The organism is Mesorhizobium sp. Cs1321R2N1, from assembly GCF_037179725.1.
In the GTDB taxonomy this organism is placed as follows: domain Bacteria; phylum Pseudomonadota; class Alphaproteobacteria; order Rhizobiales; family Rhizobiaceae; genus Mesorhizobium; species Mesorhizobium salmacidum.
This window is the reverse complement of sequence record NZ_JAPYKP010000012.1, coordinates 41152-58883: the sequence shown is the minus strand read 5'-3', so window position 1 is coordinate 58883 and position 17732 is coordinate 41152. Positions and strand designations below refer to the sequence as shown.

Here is a 17732-nt window from a genome sequence, read left to right as displayed (position 1 = left end):
GGTCGGCAGGCAAATCCATCACGCCGGCTTGCCACAAGACCCCGCGCCGCGATATCCCCGAACTGCAATCCTTCGCGCACCCGGCCCTTCATGCTCAAGAACGCCTTCCTGATGCTGATCTCGCTTGCCATAGCCATTGGCGGGGGCGGCGCCAGCGTCTGGTACGCGCTGAAGATCCAGGACGGGGTCGGCGCAATCAGGATCGGCCAGTGGACCGCCTTCCCCGACATCGGCACACCGGCCGCGGACCCCTATTCCAAGGCGCGCGTGGCGCGCGAGGGCGTGCTCGCGCTCGGCCGCGCCGAAGGCCTGTCCTTCGTGGCGGAAAACGATGCCGCAGGCGACCAGCTCAAGCGGGAATGCGCCTACCGGATCGAGGGTGGATTTCCGACAGCCCGATTCTGGACGCTTTATGCCGCCGATCGATCGCTCGGCGTCGTCGAGACCGGCAAATCGCGGCTTGCGGCACTTCAGTCCTACCAGGTGCTGCGCCAATCGGACAATTCCGTGATCATCTCCGTCGGCCATCACCCGATGCCGGGCAACTGGCTTCTGACCGACGGTTCCGGGAAGATGTATTTCGTCCTGACCTTCTACGACACGCCGATCGCCAGCAGCACCGGCCTGTCCGACGTTTCGCTGCCCAGGATCGTGAGGGCGGGCTGCGATGCGTAGTCTGCATGCCGCCCTGCGCAGGCTTCTGCACGCCGTCCTGCTGGGCCTCGTCGGCGCCGGCATTGTCCACATTATCGTCCTGCTTCTGGTGCCGGATTTTTCCGAACGTGACGCCTGGTCGCGTCTTTCCATGGCATCCGATCTCTACAGGATGAACCGGCTCGATGCCGAAGCCGGCGGCGCGCCGGTGGTGAAATCGGTCGACCCGCTGTTCTATGCCACAGCCTGCCGCTTCGACCTCGAGGAAGGAATGGTCCGGATCAAGGCGCCGGGCGACGTCCCCTTCTGGTCGGTGTCGGTCTATGACCGCAGCGGTCACAACATCTATTCCTTCAACGATCACACGGCGACCGGTGGCAAGCTGGATGCGGTCGTGCTGACGCCGGCGCAGATGATCGACGTGCGCAAGGACCTGCCCGAAGACCTCCAGGGAGCGATTTTCGTCGAAGCGCCCATCGACGAAGGCATCTTCGTCATCCGCAGCTTCGTACCGGACGAGAGCTGGAAGCCGATCGTGTCGCGCTTTCTCGATCAGAGTTCCTGCGAGCTGCAGGATTTCTAGGGCTTCAGCAAGCTCAGTGGTGCGGCACGGGCGTCCGTGGCGATCCCGGCTTGTCCGGCCCCGCGGGCCGCGCTTCGCCGGTGCTGGACCGCTCATAGCGGATGCCGGGAAATATGATTACGGCCGCCGGTATTTCGGTGGTTTGCTTTGCTCGATTGGTCGGTGCCGCACGCGGCACGAAAGACAGTACCATGCCCATGGTTCGCGCATTCCTCTCGGTTTCCCCGGAGCACAACGCAACGCCTCCAAATATCATTAAGGCGGGCAGAGGGTTAACGGAGCGCTAACGGATCGCCGCTAACTTGATCTTTGTTCCCAGGTCAGAGAGTTCTGACCGAGGCAAACGCGAAACCGACATAGTTCCGGTGGCGCGATGTCGAGTGTGTATCTGTTGTCAGGCGTATCCTTCGTGTCATCTTCGGATTTCAGGCAAATCGCGATAAGGACGGAATCGGGAAAAGCCGAAAGGCTGTTCCGCGCCGCCGTGTCGGCGTTCTGCTCGCTGACCCGACCGTCACGCCGCGAGATCGGCCAGCTCGAAGACCTGACGCTGCCGCTGTTCGACAGCGTATCCGTCGAATCGCGGCGCTACGTGGCAGCCGCCCTTTCCGAATGCGAATATGCACCCGCGGCCCTGGTGCGGCGCCTTTGCGAGGAACCAGTCGACATTGCCGCTCCGCTGCTCATCCGCTCGCGCGCGGTCAGCGATATCGACCTGATCGCGCTGATTGGCCGGCACGGGCTGCCGCATGCGCGCGCCATAGCGCGGCGCAAGGACCTGAACCCAACCATCGCCGATCTGATCAGGGCGCTGGAAAGACCGACCCTGGTGCGGATGCGGGATCCGGAAGCAGCCCCGGCGCAAAGCCCTGCCGTGAAGACGCAAGCGACGGCGGACAGCGCGGAAACTCAGCAGACGCCCGGCCTTGCCGCCGAGAACGCGCGGCGCAGGCTGCGCTCCATGATGCACACCTCCGACGAAGCCTTGGCGGCGAAGGTCGATGCGTTCCCAGGTGCGGATACTTATATCAAACTGCGCGAGACGGCATTGACGGGAAACGCCGCTTTCTTCCAGACCGCGCTTGCCGATGCCCTCGACATTGATTTCTCGATCGCGCAATCGCTGACCGCCAACCAGAATTATGCGCCGCTGCTTGCGGCGCTGCGCTCGCTCGATTTCAGCGAGGACCGGGCATTCCTGATCACGGTTGCCGTCTATCCCGGCCTGTTCCCGCATCCGCAGGCCATCCGCACCTATCTCGACCATTACCGCCTACTGCACCGCGATACGGCCCTGGACAAAGTGCGGGGATGGAAAGCCAAAACCCCGTCCAGGGCGGCTCGCGATGCTTCGCCGACAAACGGCGACAGCCGCAAGGCCTCCAACAGCGACGAAGCCGACGCCCCCGGCCTCAGGGCGTCTTCACGGAAATAAGCTCCTCGACGGGAACATTCCCGGCCTCGATCTCGATCACCCAAATGTCGGGATCGAATTTTTTCTCGCGCTCAAGTCTCGCGTCCAGCACGGACGCATCATCGCCGGCGGCCAGAAGGCTGAAAAAACGGTCTTCGGGCTTGGCCGAATCGTAGCTTGTCTGCGGCGCCGGCCCGTAGAGAGCCGTTTCACCCATCCTGCCCCGCGCCAGGATGAACACAGCCCCGGCCTCTGTCGCACCGCGATTGACCACGGCGGCAAATCCGCCAGCGCCGAAAACCCGGCGCAACAGGGCCGAAACCCACAGGTCAGCGGTTACACGCATCGAAGACTCCCGACAACATGCGGGCTCTCTATCGAAATTTCCGATGCAGGGCGAGCCGTCGTTTCGGCTGTCAGTTGGTCAGGCCGATCTCGCGCATCTTGACGTAGACGATCTCGTCGGGTTCGCCGGTCTGCGGCAACCCGAACAGCGTCTGGAACTCCTTGATCGCCGCCTTCGTGCGTGCACCGACGACGCCATCCAGTTGCATGTCGTCATTGCCGAAGGCCTTGAGCCCGGCCTGGATCTTGACGATGCGGGGATCAGGCCCCTGCAAAGCGGCATTCGTCTGTGCCTCATTCGTCTGCAAGGACACGGGAACAGCGGCCGGCGCCATGTCGGGGCGAGGCTGCGGCTTGGGCACGGCGGCCGTATTCGGCGTTGCACCCAGTTGATCCAGCAGCAGCGCATCGATCTCGCCCGAGGCGTTCAGCCCGACCTTCTGCTGATAGGCCTGTATGGCCTTGCGCGTGTTGGGGCCGGAAATGCCGTCGACGGTGCCGGAATAGAAATCGAGGTCCTTCAATATGCCTTGCACCTGCTCGACCACCGGGTCGCCCTTGATCGGGGCGGGCGCGGCATTGGGCCGCACGATGTTAATTGTCGTCTCCGGCTCGTCGGCTGCGGCGTGCGGAAAGCCCTGGAAATGACGCGTGGCGAAAAACGCCCCGGCGTGCGGGAAAGGCTGATACCACAGCGCGTTGGCCGAAACGTAGAACAGCGTCACCAGGAATGCGGTCGATCCTCCCACCAGAACGGGATTGCGCGAAATCATGCCGCCAACGGCGATGGCGCCGTCCTGCAAGGCGTTGCTGCGGCGTTTGACCGCCTTAGCCTGTTTTGCGGAGCGAGCCATTTCCGTCCCCTTTCGCCCTCGTCACCGGCATCGTCAGCACTCCGGTCGAGTTGGCGGGGCGTCCCTTCGGCCCGCTGACCGGCAGGCTGATGGTCACCGTGGTGCCCTCGCCCGGCATGCTTTCGATCGACATCGTGCCTTCATGCAAGGCCACCAGCCCCTTCACCAGGGAAAGGCCAAGACCCGTTCCCTCGAAACGGCGGGTATAGTCGTTCTGGATCTGCATGAAGGGTTTGCCGAGATTGGCGAAATCCTCCTCGGCAATGCCGATGCCGGTGTCCCTGACCCAGAAATGCAGACGTGAGCCGATCCGCTTGGCGCCGACGACGACATCGCCGCCGTCGGGCGTGAACTTGATCGCGTTGGAAACGAGGTTGATGAGCATCTGCTGTACGGCGCGGCGATCGGCATTGATATCGCCCGCGTCTGGGGCGATCTGCGTCTGCAGGTCGATGTTCTTGGCCTGGGCCTGCAGCCGCATCATCGACTGGCACATGTCCACGGCTTCCATGAACCGGAACGGCTCCGGCTCGGTGGCGTAGACACCCGATTCGATCCTCGAGACGTCGAGTATGGATGTCACGACTGCCAGCAGATGCTGGCCCGAATCCCGCACGAGGCCGACATATTCCTTCTGGCGCGGATCCTTGAAGGCGCCGAACATCTCGTGCAGCAGCATGTCGGAGAAGCCGATGATGGCATTCAAGGGTGTGCGCAGTTCATGGCTCACCACTGCGAGGAAGCGGCCCTTGGCCACTTCGGCGGCGGCCGCCGTCTCATTGGCTTGCGCCAGTTCTTCGCGCAACCTCGCGGTCTCGTCGTTCTTGCGCAGGACAAGGGTGAAAACGTCGCTTTGTTCCTCGCCGCGCACCAGTTCGAGCGCGAATGGCTGGTAGTTGTCGGCCACCAAACCATTTCCGTTGTGGGCGCCGTTGCCACTCTGGGGCAGCCTGATGCGCAATTCGAGGCGGCGCGACAGTGCGCCGTCACGCATGTCGGCCAAGGCGCTGAGATAGGAGACACGGTCCGACAGGTGGACGCGGTCGAAGAGGCCCGCTCCGGACAACAATTCAGGTGGCAATTTCAGAAGCGTACGCGCCTTGGCGGACGCCTCCACGACTTCGCCGTGGCGGGTGACCCGAAAGACCACCGCGTCGATGATGTCTTCCAATCCGTCACCTGCATCGACCGTAGCGGCCGCGCCGGCGGTGCCGCGAAAAGCCGATATGCGCGGGAGGAGGGTCAGCGCCCACGCCAATGGCACCAGCCAGTGCCAGGCGGCGATGTGCGCGTCCGCGAATGGAAGGAAGGTGGCCGACAGGGACTGAAGGGCGATGGCGATGACGGCTGAGGCGCCCCCCCACACAGCAGCACGCCGCGAGGCGGCGATCCACCAGGCTTCGAATGGCAGCGCCAAGGCAAGCATGGCGACAGGTGAACTCAATCCGCCGGCCGCACCGATGAGACCGCCAAGGGCAATCGCCGCCATCGCCAGGGCGATCGGCCCGGCGGCGGCCATCTTGCCGGTCGCTGCTACCAGCAGAGCGATGAACCAGCACAGACCGAAGGCCGCGAAAATGGCGGCCATGGTCACGGCAGCCCCCATGCCCGACGTAACCAGCGTGACCGCGGCACCCGCTGCAAAGAACGGCGCGGCCAGCATCACGCCGATGAAACGGCGCTGGCGCTCGCGGTCGCTGCGCCCGAGAACGCTGGGATGAACCATGCGTTCACAACCGGCCGCCATTGCGCCAGGCAATTCAGCGTATCTGGCCTCGATCGGCATCAACTCAACGCACTCGCACTCGTCGTGAACAGCTCTGCTTTTGCAGATTGTCTTGGGTGGCTTTGAAACTCGCATCCAGCGTTTAAGGAATGGATAAGGCAGGGCCGACCAAGGCCGGCCCTGCGGCAAATATCGGGACGACAGCCGCCGAAAGCCCGGGCAAATGCAGCCATAGTAAACGGAGGGTTATTCGCGAACGCCCGTCATCAGCGGCCCAGAGGCAGGAACGGGATCGCCTCCATTTAGGAAAAATCCGGTAGAAACAACTGGATAGATGGTTATCGGATGGTAACGAGAACCGTCCCGATATGAAACAAATCGAAAACAAAACGCTTCGTTTCGAATTTGCCTAAAATTTGAGGAAAATTCTCGGCGATCATGCAAGCCGTCCTTTGTGCCTGTGTGCCAACATTCTGCCCATAAAAGAGGTCGTGCCATATGATGCATGATCCGGTCACGACGAGAGGCAAGGCATGTTCTTCCTGATAAGAATGGCTTTCTGGTTTTCACTGGTGCTGCTGGCGCTGCCGCTGGGTGTCGGGTCCGATGAAACGGGCCAGCAAAGCGTCGGGCCGATCCAGGCCCTGTTCGCGGCGCGAGACGCCGTCGGCGACATCGCCGGGATTTGCGAACGCAAGCCCGATGTCTGCGAAACCGGCAAATCGGCGATGCACACCATCACCGCACGCGCCAAGGAGACCGCCAAGATCGCGGCCGCCATGCTGGACGACAAGTCCGCCGGCCCCGACATCTCGACAATGACGGGCAGCGTGCCGGAACAAATCGTCCTGCCCCAAACGGTCAACCTGCCGATAAAGAATTAGGCCGTCTCGACGGCGCACCGCGGACCGTCTGCCCTCTCGACGTCCGCGGTGTTCTTGTTTTTCCGTGACGCGGCGCCATCGCGTGACTATATCCGGGTCATGACGACCACGATCCAGACAATCCGAGACGACTTCTCGTTCCTCGAGGAATGGGAGGACCGCTATCGTTACGTCATCGAACTTGGCGAAGCGCTGCCTCCCTTCCCCGATGCGGAACGCAACGCCGCCAACAAGGTGCCAGGTTGCGTCAGCCAGGTCTGGCTGACCACCGAACGGGGTCCGGGCGCCGATCCCGTCATCAGCTTCACGGGCGATTCGGACGCTCATATCGTGCGCGGACTGGTCGCGATCATGCTGGCGCTGTTTTCCGGAAAGACGGCCAGCGAAATCCAGAAAGCCGACGCTGAAGCGACGCTGAAGGCACTCGGCCTCGACGAACACCTGTCACCTCAGCGCGCCAACGGCCTTCGCTCGATGGTCAAGCGCATCAAACGCGATGCCGAGATGGCGCTCGCGCAGACTGCCTGACAGGCTTCTGCCTTTATCTTCCTTGTTTTGACGCAACTCCCTAGGGAAAGCGCTACGCGCTTTTCCCGGGAAAACCGGTTCACACTTTTCCTGGAATTGCACTCGCCCGCAAAATCAAACGGCGCCCGAAGGCGCCGTTTGATTTTAGTTCCAATCCGGCAAGCCGCGACTACCGCGCTTTGCGCTTGCGGCCAAGGCCCATCTTCTTGGCAAGCTGCGAGCGGGCCGCCGCGTAGTTCGGGGCAACCATCGGATAGCTTGGGTCCAGGTTCCACTTTTCGCGATACTGATCGGGCGTCAGATCGTAGTGGGTCATCAGGTGACGCTTGAGCGACTTGAACTTCTTGCCGTCTTCAAGACAGACAATGTAGTCGTCATGAACCGAGCGTTTCGGGTTGACAGCCGGCTTCTGCTTGTCGGCAGGCGGCTGTTCGACGGTTCCGCCCACACGCCCGAGAGCGGCGTGGACATCGGATATCAGGTTCGGCAGTTCGCCGACCGGCACGGGATTGTTGCTGACATAGGCTGCCACCACATCGGCGGTGAGCTCGATCAGCGCATCATTGTTTCTGGAAGGTGTTTCGACAATATCCATGGTCTTCAGGCCCCAACAAGAGTTACGTCGATCTGTGCCCCTTTTTACAAACAGGGCATTGCACGAATTTTGCGCAGATAGAGCTGCGTCGATTCGTGTCACAGGGACATCAATGCGACCACACGTCAAGTAAGTCAATTCGCTCTCTGCATTATATTTACGAATGTTGGTCAACTATTGCGCGATCAGCTTCAATCTTTCGTGCACCATGTAATTTTTCGATATTTCCGTCGCCAAACGGACAAAGGCTGACGTTGGGTCAGCTAATCGTTACATTCGCGATAACTCACAAAACAAGTTTCAATGCTCCGGTTTGCTTGGCGACCACACCGACAAGCTTGGTTGTTCACACCTGTCCACGAAACCATAGGTTGCCAAACCATCCCGCCATCAATCAGGCCATTCCCCCGGTCAAAACGGCGCGATGTATCCGCCATAGGCCCAGCCGGTGACGAAGACGCCGTTCCTGGCGGGGTCATGCCAGATTTCGCACCAGCGATAGCGAACCGTCTGCTGCTGTTTCCATGCCGGTTGATTGGCGATATCGAGCAGGTTTATGCCGCCGGTGCATCTCCCGGTCATCTGCAGGACGGCCCCGTTCGGATAGGCGGCCTGTTTCTGGGATGTTCCCGACGGATATTTGCGCACATTGAGCGTGTCGCCGAACGGCACATTGGCCACTTGCCAAGCCGCGAATACGGTCGCATGAGACTGGCCGGCAAAGACCAGAGTTAGCGAAGCAACGGCGAAGGCCGCAGCAATACGAGACCGAATAGTCATCTTCCCTCCTCCCGGCCACCTCATGGGCCCACACCACCTCTACGCAACTGCTCTTGAACCCGCCCTGATCGGTGTGTTCATTCGTCATTCAAGATATTTCCAGAGCGAGACGCAATGACCAGGACTTCCCGATTTCCAATCGTCAGCGCCCCTTCCCCCGAGAAGAGGCCAGTCTCGGACACGCATCACGGCATCACGCGAACCGACGAATATGCCTGGCTGCGGGCGGATAACTGGCAGGAGATGTTCAGGGATCCCTCCTTGCTCGATCCTGGGATCCGCGCCGAACTCGAAGCCGAAAATGCCTACCAGTCGAAGCTGATGGCCGACACGTCAGATTTGCAAAAGCAGCTCTTCAAGGAAATGAAGGGCCGCATCAAGGAAGACGATTCATCCGTTCCCATGAAGGACGGGCCTTACGCCTATGGCTCTTCCTTCAAGCTCGGCGGCGAGCAGCCGCGCTATTTCCGCATGCCGCGCGACGGCGGGCCCGAGCAGATCCTGCTCGACGGTGACGCCGAGGCCGAGGGCAAGGCCTATTTCCGGCTTGGCGGCGTCGATCATTCGGCCGATCATCGCAAGCTCCTGTGGGCCTTCGACGACAAGGGTTCCGAATTCTACACGCTGCGTGTGCGCGACCTTGCCGATGGCAAGGAACTGGCGGACCAGATTCCCGCCACCGGCGGTTCGGGCGTCTGGGACGCGGGCAATGACGGGTTCTTCTACACGCGTCTCGATCCAAACCACCGGCCGTCCAAGGTTCTGTTCCACGCGCTTGGACAGAACCCCGAAAGAGACCGCCTGATCTACGAGGAAACCGACCCCGGCTTCTTCATGGACGTCGACGGAACCCGCAACAATCAATGGATCATGATCGGCATCAACGACCACGAGACTTCGGAATACCGCCTGTTGAGCGCCAGCGATCCGTTTGCCGAACCCAAGCTGGTTTCGGCGCGCGAGACCGGCCTTCAATATGAACTTGAGGAAGGCGGCGACATATTCTTCATCCTGACCAATGCGGATGGTGCCAAGGACTTCAAGATCATGACGGCGCCGGCAAGCGATCCGGTCCGCGCCAACTGGCAGGAACTGGTGCCGCATGAACCGGGCCGGCTGATCCTGTCGGTGATCGGCTTCAAAGACCACATGGTCCGGCTCGAGCGCAAGGAAGGCCTGCCGCGTATCGTCGTGCGTGACCGTGCCAGCGGCGAAGAGCATCTGATTTTCTTCGATGAGGAAGCCTTCTCGCTCGGCCTTTCAGGGGCCCTGGAATACGACACCGAGATGATGCGCTTTTCCTACTCGTCGATGACGACGCCGTCGCAGATGTTCGACTACAACATGCGCACCCGTGAGCGCGTGCTGCTCAAGACCCAGGAAGTGCCGTCCGGCCATGACCCGCATCAATACGTCACGAGGCGGCTGATGGCGCCCGCGGCCGATGGTGAACTGGTGCCGATCTCGCTTCTGCATCACCGCGACACGCCGCTGGACGGCTCCGCGCCTTGCCTGCTCTACGGCTATGGTTCCTACGGCATTGCCGTTCCGGCCGCCTTCAATACCAACTGGTTCTCGCTGGTCGACCGCGGCCTCGTCTTTGCCATTGCCCATGTCCGTGGCGGCAAGGACAAGGGCTATGGCTGGTACGATGACGGCAAGCGGGCGCACAAGATGAACACCTTCACCGATTTCATCGCGTGCGCCCGCCATCTCGTGGCCGAGCGCTATACCGCGCATGACCGCATCGTTGCGCAGGGCGGCTCGGCCGGCGGCATGCTGATGGGCGCCATCGCCAACATGGCGCCGGATTGCTTCGGCGGCATCGTGGCCGAGGTTCCGTTCGTCGATGTGCTTACCACCATGCTCGACGCGACGCTGCCGCTGACCCCGCCGGAATGGCCGGAATGGGGCAATCCGATTGCGTCGGCCGACGATTACCGGACGATCGCCACCTATTCGCCCTACGACAATGTCGCAGCACTCGACTACCCGCCGATCCTGGCGCTCGCCGGTCTTACCGATCCGCGCGTCACCTATTGGGAGCCGGCCAAGTGGGTGGCGCGGCTGCGTGACCGCAAGAGGGGCGCCAATCCGGTGCTGTTCAAAATCAACATGGATTCCGGCCATGCCGGTGCCTCCGGCCGGTTTTCGCGCCTGGAGGAGATCGCCTATACTTATGCCTTCACGTTGAAGGTAACGGACAAGGCATAGCTTACGGAGGAACGCCGCGATGATCGATCTGTCCACATTGATAGCCTATATCGCGGTTGTGTTCGGTTTTGTCTTCATTCCGGGTCCGGCCACACTGTTGACGATCGCGCGCGCAACGAGTTCGGGAACCAGGGTCGGGATCGCCACCGGCGCCGGGATCGCGGCCGGCGATGTGTTTCATACCGTGATGGCGATGGTCGGCATCTCGGCGATCATCGCTACTTCGGCGACGCTGTTCAGCATCGTAAAGTATATCGGCGCGGCCTACCTCGTTTACCTCGGCACTCGCGCCATCATCGAGAAAGCGCCGACCGATCCGACCGCCGGCACGCTCGCGATCTCTGCCGGAAAGGCGTTTCGACAGGCCGTCCTGACCGAGGTGCTCAACCCCAAGACCGCACTTTTCTTCCTCGCTTTCCTGCCTCAGTTCGTGCGGCCCGAAAACGGATCGGCGATGATTCAGTTAGCCGTATTGGGGATCATCTTCGTCATGCTGGGGCTTTTCAGCACGGTCGTGTTTGCCGTGAGCGCAGGGCGGGTGGGCGGTTTCCTGCGCCAAAATCCGACAGTGCTGAAATGGCAGGGCAAGGTTGTCGGCGGCATCTATTGCGCCCTGGGTGTCCGCCTGGCCTTGCAACAGCGCTGAAGCCAGGCGACTCACGTCTGCCGATCATATTTTTTGAATTCCGCCCAGCTGATTTCCGCTCGCAATTGCAACGGTCGCGCGCTACCCAAGCACGATTTTCCCGGGCACGAAGCCCACATTCGCACAAGGGTCCATTATGCTGCTCGTCGACGTCTATCTCGACAAATCGCCGATCCAGGGCATCGGTGTGTTTGCCAAGAACCACATTGCCAAGGGCACGCTGGTCTGGAAGCTCGACCCCCGGTTCGACCGGATCATCGACGTCGAGACTTATGAGGGCGAGACCGGGCCGGTAAAGAACTATCTCGACCGCTATTCCTACCCCGACCGGCGCGATCCGGCCTATATCGTCTTCGAAGCCGACGACGCCCGTTACATGAACCATGACGACGAGCCGAATTGCGATGTCTCGTCGCCCGAGGAAACCTACGCCTTGCGCGACATCGCCCCGGGCGAGGAAATGACCTGCAACTACAATCATTTCTTTGAGACGGGCTTCGATTTCCTCGGCGATCGTCACTTGCAGTCCGAAGATTAGGCAGTAGACTCGTTAGCGTGGAGCCACAGCCGGATTGAAGCCAGCTGGACCATGGCGAGGAGGCCCCCTAGTTGGTAGACCCCCATGAGGAACTTTTCGCGACTGCTCAACCAGGCGAGCACTACAATCCCGGTGATCTCGCCGCCCAAGCCTTGGTGGCCTGACAGCTTTCCATTGCTCGGGCGTAGGCAGGGCGTGCCGTCGTGCGAGCGAGATAGTCCCGCTCGATAGATCCGGGGACATAGTTACCAGTTCGCAGGCCGAGCAGGAGGGCGTAGCTCACCGAGATATCGGCAGCAGTGAACCGCTCGCCGGCGAGATAGGGGCAATCCGCGAGGCGGCGGATAACCAACCCCAGCCGGCTCTCGAAGGTCTCCAATGCCCAGCAAGTAACCCGGGCATCTCGTTCGGCTTCGGGCGCCAGTTCGCGACCGACTAAGACGGCGTTCATCGGCCCGGCGAGCCCGGCCTCGCCTAAGTGAAGAAATTGCAGATAGGAGGCGAAGGCGGGATCGAGCGGGGCGACGGCAAGCGAATCTGAGCCGTGGCGGGCGAGCAGGTACTCAAGAATCGCGATCGATTCTACCATGATCGTCTCGCCGTCCTGCAGCGCGGGAATGAAGCCGGCGGGGTTGATCGCGAGAAAGCCGCGATCATTCTCGACTGCGAACAGATCGACCGGGCGCAGCCGATAAGCCAATCCTAATTCCTCGAGCAGCCAAACAACACGGAAGCCACGACCTTCGCCATAGACGGTGAGCATAGTTAAGCGTCCCTGGATTGGGCTGGATGTACTATCTCGCAGAGGTAAGCCGGTCGCGCAACGGACTATCAATGGCCCATAATGCACTCAGGGCTTGGCGCATATTCGTCATCCTACAGATGCGGGCCCTTCCCACTTTATGGATTCCCGACCTATTTCGTACTTTTCTTGCGAGCCGGATAGCCGTTGGGGTGCGGCGGTATCGCCTTGAGATAGGCGGCAATCGCCGCGCGGTCGTCCGCCGTCAGCTCGGCCATGTTGCGCTGCACATCGACCATGGCGCCGCCGACGGAATCGAAATCCGGCGTGAACCCGGTTTCCAGGTAGTTTGCGATGTCGGATGCGGACCAGCTGCCGATACCCCCCTCGCCCGAAGTAAGGTTTGGCACGACGCCCGAACCCTCGGCGGCGACGGCGCCGGCCAGCCATTGGCCCTTCCTGGTGCCGCCAGCCAAGTCGCGCGGCGTATGGCATTCGCCGCAATGACCCGGCCCTTCGACCAGGTAGCGGCCTGCCATCACGAGTTCCGGCGTGCCATCATGCAGGGGAATGACAGGCTGATCGCTGAGATAGAGGCGCTTCCATAGGCCAATGCCTCGCCGGATGTTGAACGGGAATGCCAGCGAATTGCCCGGCGCCTTGCCGGCGACGGCGGGAAGCGTCTTCAGGAAAGCATAGAGGTCGGCGACATCAGACGGCTTCATGCGCGCGTAGGAGGCGTAGGGAAAGGCCGGATAGAAATGCTCACCCGTGGGCGAAACACCCTTCAGCATGGCATTGGCGAGATCCCCGACCGACCATGCGCCAATGCCATCATTGGGATCTTGCGAAATATTGGGAGGCACGAAGGTGCCGAACGGCGTCTTGAGTTCAAGCCCGCCCACGAGTTGAAGCCGCGCATCGCCCCGCGACCCAGGCTTCGCATGGCATGAGGTGCAGCCGCCGGCATAGAAAATGCGCTTGCCCCGGACAACATCGCCTGGGCCGAGTTGCGCCAGATCCGCCCCATCAAGCCTGACAGGTGCCGACAGCAGCCACCCGGCGGCCGCGCCGGCGACGCCCAGAACGAGGGCCGCGCCGACGAGCTTCTTCAGCCATGCCATATCAGGCGATCAGCCCTTCTTGACCCTGTAGCCCTGGTGGCAGGTGCCACAGTCCGAGCCGATGGTGCCGATCTGCGTCTTCAGCGCGTCGAGGTCGGCCGGAGCAGCCGCGACCGCGGCCTTGACGTCGGCAAGATACTTATCTTCGGCCGTTTTGAAGCCGGCCATGTCCTCCCAGATCTTTGGCGCCGCCGTGGTGTCGCCGGTATCGCTGCCCTTCGGGAACAAGGCCTCTACATCGAATTTCTCGGCATTTGCCTGCAGTGCCTGCAACTGAGTCAGCACCGCGGCGGCATCAAAGGGTTCCTCGCCCTTGACCACTTTCGACAGGCCGCCGACGATCTTTCCGCGTTCCTTCATCAGTGCCTGCCGGCCGAGGACGGGATCGGCAAAGGCCGCCGACGCGGCGAGTGCGAGCATAGAGATGGCGATGACAAGCTTTCTCATTCATTTGGCTCCGTGATGAAGGCATTTCAGGACAGGACGTTAACGGGTGTGGGAGGAGGAATATTCCCTTCTCTCCGCATGAATTTGGACGACTCTGGCTGCGATGGGGCTTCGACTTAAAAGAAAAGGCCCGGGGGTGCCGGGCCTTTTCGGAAGATCGATCAGGCATTTGCCTTTTCGTAGAGCTCGAGCACGTGATCCCAATTGATCAGGCTGTCGACGAAGGCCTCGAGGTATTTCGGCCGGGCGTTGCGGTAGTCGATGTAGTAGGAGTGTTCCCAGACGTCGACACCGAGGATCGGCGATGCGCCATGAACCAGCGGGTTTTCGCCGTTCGGCGTCTTCGAGATCGCCAGCTTGCCGTCCTTGACCGAAACCCAGGCCCATCCCGAACCGAACTGCGTCGTGCCAGCGGCGATGAAATCAGCCTTGAATTTGTCGTAGCCGCCGAGATCGCTGTCGAAAGCCTTCTGCAGCGCGCCAGGCAGCTTGTTGCCGCCGCCGCCCTTCTTCATCCATTTCCAGAAATGGATGTGGTTGTAGTGCTGGGCGGCATTGTTGAAGAGACCGGCGTTCTTGCCGAACGACTGCTTGACCGCCTCTTCGACCGAAAGATCGCCGAGGCCGGCTTCGGCGGCGAGCTTGTTGCCGTTGTCGACATAGGCCTTGTGATGCTTGTCGTGGTGATACTCCAGCGTCTCTTTCGACATATAGGGCTGCAGGGCCTCATAGTCGTAGGGCAGAGCGGGCAATTCGAAAGCCATGGGTAGTACTCCCTCGTGGAAAATCCGGTGTGGATACCGGAGTAAGATAGGTCGGGATTGAGCTGGAGCAACTCCGGAAATGAAGCGCCGGTTCCCTTTCTAAGCGGGTTCCCGAAAACTGTCACACGCTTTTCCTGCGGCAACCGCGCAGCGACAAAAAAGGCGAACCTCAGCCAGCTGACGTCGAATGCGCCCAATCCCAATAGAGTTCGCGTGCCTTCTTGGCCACCGGGCCGGGTTGCAGGTCGCGGTCCTCGACGCGGGTGACCGGCACCACCTTGGAGTGGTTGCCGGTCGAGAAGATTTCGTCGGCTTCGAGGAAATCCCGCACCGACAGCGTCTTTTCAGTCGTCCTGAACCCATAGTCGCCGAGCAGCGTCATCGTGCGCGAGCGGGTGATGCCGGACAGGAAGGTTCCGTTGGGCGCCGGCGTCAGCACGTGGCCGTCCTTGACCAGGAAGATATTCGAGCTTCCGGTCTCCGCGACATTGCCCAGCATGTCTAGCACAAGCGCATTGTCGAAGCCGCGCGCCTTGGCCTCGAGGATGGCGCGGCCGTTGTTGGGATAGAGGCAGCCGGCCTTGGCGTTGGTCGGCATGGTTTCGATGGTCGGGCGCCGGAACGGCGATACGGTCACGGAAAAGCCGGTCGGCGAGATCATCGGCGATTCGTAGAGGCAGAGGCAGAAACGGGTCGAGGCGGGATCGGCCGGGACGCCCATGTAGCCGCCATGCTCGGCCCAGTACATCGGCCTGATGTAGACCGCCGTCTTGCCGTCGAATTTCTTCAATCCGTCCCAGGTCAGCCCGACGATCTGCTCGGGCGTCATGTTTGGCGCGAGGCCGAGCGCGATCGCCGAGGCATTGACGCGTGCGGCATGAAGTTCGAGATCGGGCGCCACGCCCTCGAACCAGCGAGCCCCGTCAAACACGCTGGTGCCGAGCCACATGGCGTGGCTGCGCGGCCCCAGAATGGCGACATTGCCTTCGTACCAATCGCCATCGACGAAAGTCCATGTCGCGGATTGCGCCGCCGCCGCCAGTGTCATCGCGTTTTCCTGTTCCGGTCGATCTTGTGTGACAACATTGGATGATGCTTTGGCCGCTGCCGTCAACCAGCATCGGGGAGTTTTGTTGAGGCCAGCGACGGGTGCGATGCAATCAAGGCTTGCACCTTGTCCCGCCTCGCCTCAAAACTGTTGCCATGCAATACGCCGCCTATGTTTTCGACGCCTATGGCACGCTGTTCGACGTGCATGCGGCCGTGCGCCGCCATGCAGACGCGATCGGCCCCGACGGCCAGCTCCTGTCCGAAATCTGGCGCGCCAAGCAGCTTGAATACTCCTGGGTGCGCACGTTGATGGGCGCCTACGCCGACTTCTGGCAGTTGACGGAACAGGCGCTGGACTTCGCCTTGCGCAGGGTCCCTTCGGCCGATCCTAGTCTCAAGGCAAAGCTGCTGGAGGCCTATTGGAGGCTGGACTGTTATCCCGAAGTGCCGGCCGTGCTGAAGGCGCTCAAGGCCTCGGGCGCCAGGCTGGCGATCCTCTCCAATGGCTCGCCCGAAATGCTGAAGGCGGCGGTCAAGTCGGCGGCACTCGACCAGGTCCTGGACAACATCTATTCGGTCGATGCGGTGCGTCGCTTCAAGACCGATCCGGCGGTCTACGACATGGTCGCCACGGATTGGCGGCTCTATCCCGGCGCGATCTCCTTCCAGTCTTCCAATCGCTGGGACATTGCGGGCGCCACCAAATTCGGCTTCCGCACGGTTTGGATCAACCGCTCCAACCAGCCGGAGGAATACCGGGACTTGCCGCCGGCCCTGATCCTGCCGTCGCTGGAGGCCCTCGTATCCGGTGGCTAGCGGACCTGTGGCCTCAACGCCACAGTGGCGGCGCAGTCACAGCTTCGCCTTTGTTTGTCCACGTTCGGGCCAGAATCGGAACCGCCTATCGCCTCAGGTGTTGTCAGGCACCCGCAGCGGACGTCGGCGTGTTGACGCTTTGTTGCGATTTGAGTCTTAAAGAAGGCAGCCATGTCCATAACCGAAATCGAATCCTATCGCCTGAGCCGTCGCGGCTTCCTCAACGCCGCAGCCCTGGGCGCCGCCTCGATCGCGGTTTCGGCATGCGCCACCACCGGCCCCGGGCCGGCCGAGCCGCCGCCACCAACCTATGTCGAGCCTCCGCTTGCCGACTATGCGTCGATGTACGCGGCGGTCAGCGATGGCGGCTTCGATCTGCCGGCCATCCCGGTCGACAGGATCGATCCGCAGTTCCTGCGCCAGATCGTGCCCGACCCGACCGGCCAGAAGCCGGGAACCATCGTCGTCGATACGACAGGCCATTTCCTCTATCTGGTTCGCCCGGGCGGCCAGGCCATCCGTTATGGCGTCGGTCTCGGCCGCGCCGGCTTCGAGTGGTCGGGCGACGCCGTCGTCCAATGGAAGCAGAAATGGCCGAAATGGACGCCGCCGGATGAGATGGTCGCCCGCCAGCCGGAATTGAAGCAGTATAGCGCCGACAATGGCGGCATGCCCGGCGGCTTGAAGAACCCGCTCGGCGCGCGCGCGCTCTATCTCTTCCAGGGCAATGTGGACACGCTCTATCGCCTGCACGGCTCGCCGGAATGGCGCTCGATCGGCAAATCGGTGTCGTCGGGCTGCGTGCGCCTGATGAACCAGGACATCATCGACCTTTACGACCGCGTGCCCTCCAAGACGCCGGTCATCGTGACCAGCGACGCCCGCCAGCCGATGGTGGCGTCGGCCAACCACAAGGCCATCCCGATCGACGCCGGCGTGCCGGATGGATCGGTCCTGCTCGGCCCGGTCAAAGCGGTGACGGACGCGATTTTCTGAGCTCACCGGACAGCGGCAACGCCGCTGCCCGA

At 61.7% G+C, this 17732-nt stretch carries 20 protein-coding genes; 10 read left to right on the top strand and 10 right to left on the bottom strand.

The features are described from left to right. The first annotated feature begins 90 nt into the window (after nt 1-90). The 3 genes from O7A61_RS05725 to O7A61_RS05715 all read left to right on the top strand — a co-directional run bounded on the left by O7A61_RS05725 (nt 91) and on the right by O7A61_RS05715 (nt 2672). Nucleotides 91-675: a DUF1214 domain-containing protein gene (locus O7A61_RS05725; protein ID WP_337128926.1), complete on the top strand. Its 585-nt coding sequence runs from the start codon at nt 91-93 to the stop codon at nt 673-675. Then, the gene (locus O7A61_RS05720; RefSeq protein WP_027143955.1) at nt 668-1237 is read left to right on the top strand and encodes a DUF1254 domain-containing protein; all 570 of its coding nucleotides are present in this window, start codon (nt 668-670) and stop codon (nt 1235-1237) included. The genes O7A61_RS05725 and O7A61_RS05720 overlap by 8 nt, the downstream gene beginning before the upstream one ends. Before the next feature lie 409 nt (nt 1238-1646). Continuing rightward, nucleotides 1647-2672: a hypothetical protein gene (locus O7A61_RS05715; RefSeq protein WP_337128925.1), complete on the top strand. Its 1026-nt coding sequence runs from the start codon at nt 1647-1649 to the stop codon at nt 2670-2672. On the opposite strand, the gene O7A61_RS05710 is transcribed toward O7A61_RS05715, so the two are convergent. The 3 genes from O7A61_RS05710 to O7A61_RS05700 form a co-directional block, all read right to left on the bottom strand. Then, nucleotides 2650-2997 carry a DUF1491 family protein gene (locus tag O7A61_RS05710; protein ID WP_337128924.1) on the bottom strand — a complete coding sequence of 116 codons (348 nt, stop codon included), beginning with the start codon at nt 2995-2997 and terminating at the stop codon, nt 2650-2652. The genes O7A61_RS05715 and O7A61_RS05710 overlap by 23 nt on opposite strands. A gap of 70 nt (nt 2998-3067) precedes the next feature. After that, nucleotides 3068-3850, bottom strand: a complete 783-nt coding sequence (locus O7A61_RS05705) for a peptidoglycan-binding domain-containing protein (RefSeq protein ID WP_337128923.1) — start codon at nt 3848-3850, stop codon at nt 3068-3070. Beyond that, nucleotides 3825-5576, bottom strand: a complete 1752-nt coding sequence (locus O7A61_RS05700) for a PAS domain-containing sensor histidine kinase (RefSeq protein WP_337128922.1) — start codon at nt 5574-5576, stop codon at nt 3825-3827. The genes O7A61_RS05705 and O7A61_RS05700 overlap by 26 nt, the downstream gene beginning before the upstream one ends. 533 nt (nt 5577-6109) lie before the next feature. Here O7A61_RS05700 and O7A61_RS05695 point away from each other — a divergent pair. Beyond that, nucleotides 6110-6460 carry a DUF5330 domain-containing protein gene (locus O7A61_RS05695; RefSeq protein WP_337128921.1) on the top strand — a complete coding sequence of 117 codons (351 nt, stop codon included), beginning with the start codon at nt 6110-6112 and terminating at the stop codon, nt 6458-6460. Nucleotides 6461-6559: 99 nt separating this feature from the next. Next, nucleotides 6560-6988: a SufE family protein gene (locus O7A61_RS05690; protein WP_337128920.1), complete on the top strand. Its 429-nt coding sequence runs from the start codon at nt 6560-6562 to the stop codon at nt 6986-6988. A gap of 169 nt (nt 6989-7157) precedes the next feature. On the opposite strand, the gene O7A61_RS05685 is transcribed toward O7A61_RS05690, so the two are convergent. Together O7A61_RS05685 and O7A61_RS05680 are read right to left on the bottom strand one after the other, a co-directional pair. After that, complete coding sequence (locus O7A61_RS05685) at nt 7158-7583, bottom strand: MucR family transcriptional regulator (RefSeq protein WP_027143963.1); 426 nt, start codon at nt 7581-7583, stop codon at nt 7158-7160. Between the two features lie 411 nt (nt 7584-7994). Then, nucleotides 7995-8363, bottom strand: a complete 369-nt coding sequence (locus tag O7A61_RS05680) for an SH3 domain-containing protein (RefSeq protein WP_337128919.1) — start codon at nt 8361-8363, stop codon at nt 7995-7997. Nucleotides 8364-8477: 114 nt separating this feature from the next. Here O7A61_RS05680 and O7A61_RS05675 point away from each other — a divergent pair, with 114 nt between their 5' ends. The 3 genes from O7A61_RS05675 to O7A61_RS05665 all read left to right on the top strand — a co-directional run bounded on the left by O7A61_RS05675 (nt 8478) and on the right by O7A61_RS05665 (nt 11761). Next, nucleotides 8478-10577: a S9 family peptidase gene (locus O7A61_RS05675; RefSeq protein WP_337128918.1), complete on the top strand. Its 2100-nt coding sequence runs from the start codon at nt 8478-8480 to the stop codon at nt 10575-10577. A 19-nt stretch (nt 10578-10596) separates the two neighbouring features. Continuing rightward, entirely contained in the window at nt 10597-11223 is a 627-nt protein-coding gene (locus tag O7A61_RS05670) for a LysE family translocator (RefSeq protein WP_337128917.1), read from the top strand. A 136-nt stretch (nt 11224-11359) separates the two neighbouring features. Further along, entirely contained in the window at nt 11360-11761 is a 402-nt protein-coding gene (locus O7A61_RS05665; RefSeq protein ID WP_140506104.1) for an SET domain-containing protein, read from the top strand. 121 nt (nt 11762-11882) lie between these two features. Here the strand turns inward: O7A61_RS05665 and O7A61_RS05660 are convergent, their stop codons facing one another. From O7A61_RS05660 to O7A61_RS05640, 5 genes are all read right to left on the bottom strand, one after another. Then, nucleotides 11883-12524 (bottom strand): glutathione S-transferase family protein, encoded by a 642-nt coding sequence (locus tag O7A61_RS05660; protein ID WP_337128916.1) that lies wholly within the window; start codon nt 12522-12524, stop codon nt 11883-11885. 152 nt (nt 12525-12676) lie between these two features. Then, complete coding sequence (locus O7A61_RS05655) at nt 12677-13627, bottom strand: c-type cytochrome (RefSeq protein ID WP_337107786.1); 951 nt, start codon at nt 13625-13627, stop codon at nt 12677-12679. A gap of 9 nt (nt 13628-13636) precedes the next feature. After that, on the bottom strand, nt 13637-14074 hold the full coding sequence (locus O7A61_RS05650) for a c-type cytochrome (protein ID WP_337128915.1): 438 nt from the start codon (nt 14072-14074) through the stop codon (nt 13637-13639). A 161-nt stretch (nt 14075-14235) separates the two neighbouring features. After that, the gene (locus tag O7A61_RS05645) at nt 14236-14838 is read right to left on the bottom strand and encodes a superoxide dismutase (protein ID WP_027143971.1); all 603 of its coding nucleotides are present in this window, start codon (nt 14836-14838) and stop codon (nt 14236-14238) included. Between the two features lie 169 nt (nt 14839-15007). Beyond that, nucleotides 15008-15886 (bottom strand): branched-chain amino acid aminotransferase, encoded by an 879-nt coding sequence (locus O7A61_RS05640; RefSeq protein WP_027143972.1) that lies wholly within the window; start codon nt 15884-15886, stop codon nt 15008-15010. Between the two features lie 155 nt (nt 15887-16041). Between O7A61_RS05640 and O7A61_RS05635 the strand changes: the two genes are divergently transcribed. Continuing rightward, on the top strand, nt 16042-16704 hold the full coding sequence (locus O7A61_RS05635) for a haloacid dehalogenase type II (RefSeq protein ID WP_337128914.1): 663 nt from the start codon (nt 16042-16044) through the stop codon (nt 16702-16704). Nucleotides 16705-16875: 171 nt separating this feature from the next. Beyond that, entirely contained in the window at nt 16876-17700 is an 825-nt protein-coding gene (locus O7A61_RS05630) for a L,D-transpeptidase (protein ID WP_027143974.1), read from the top strand. The last annotated feature ends 32 nt before the right edge of the window (nt 17701-17732 follow it).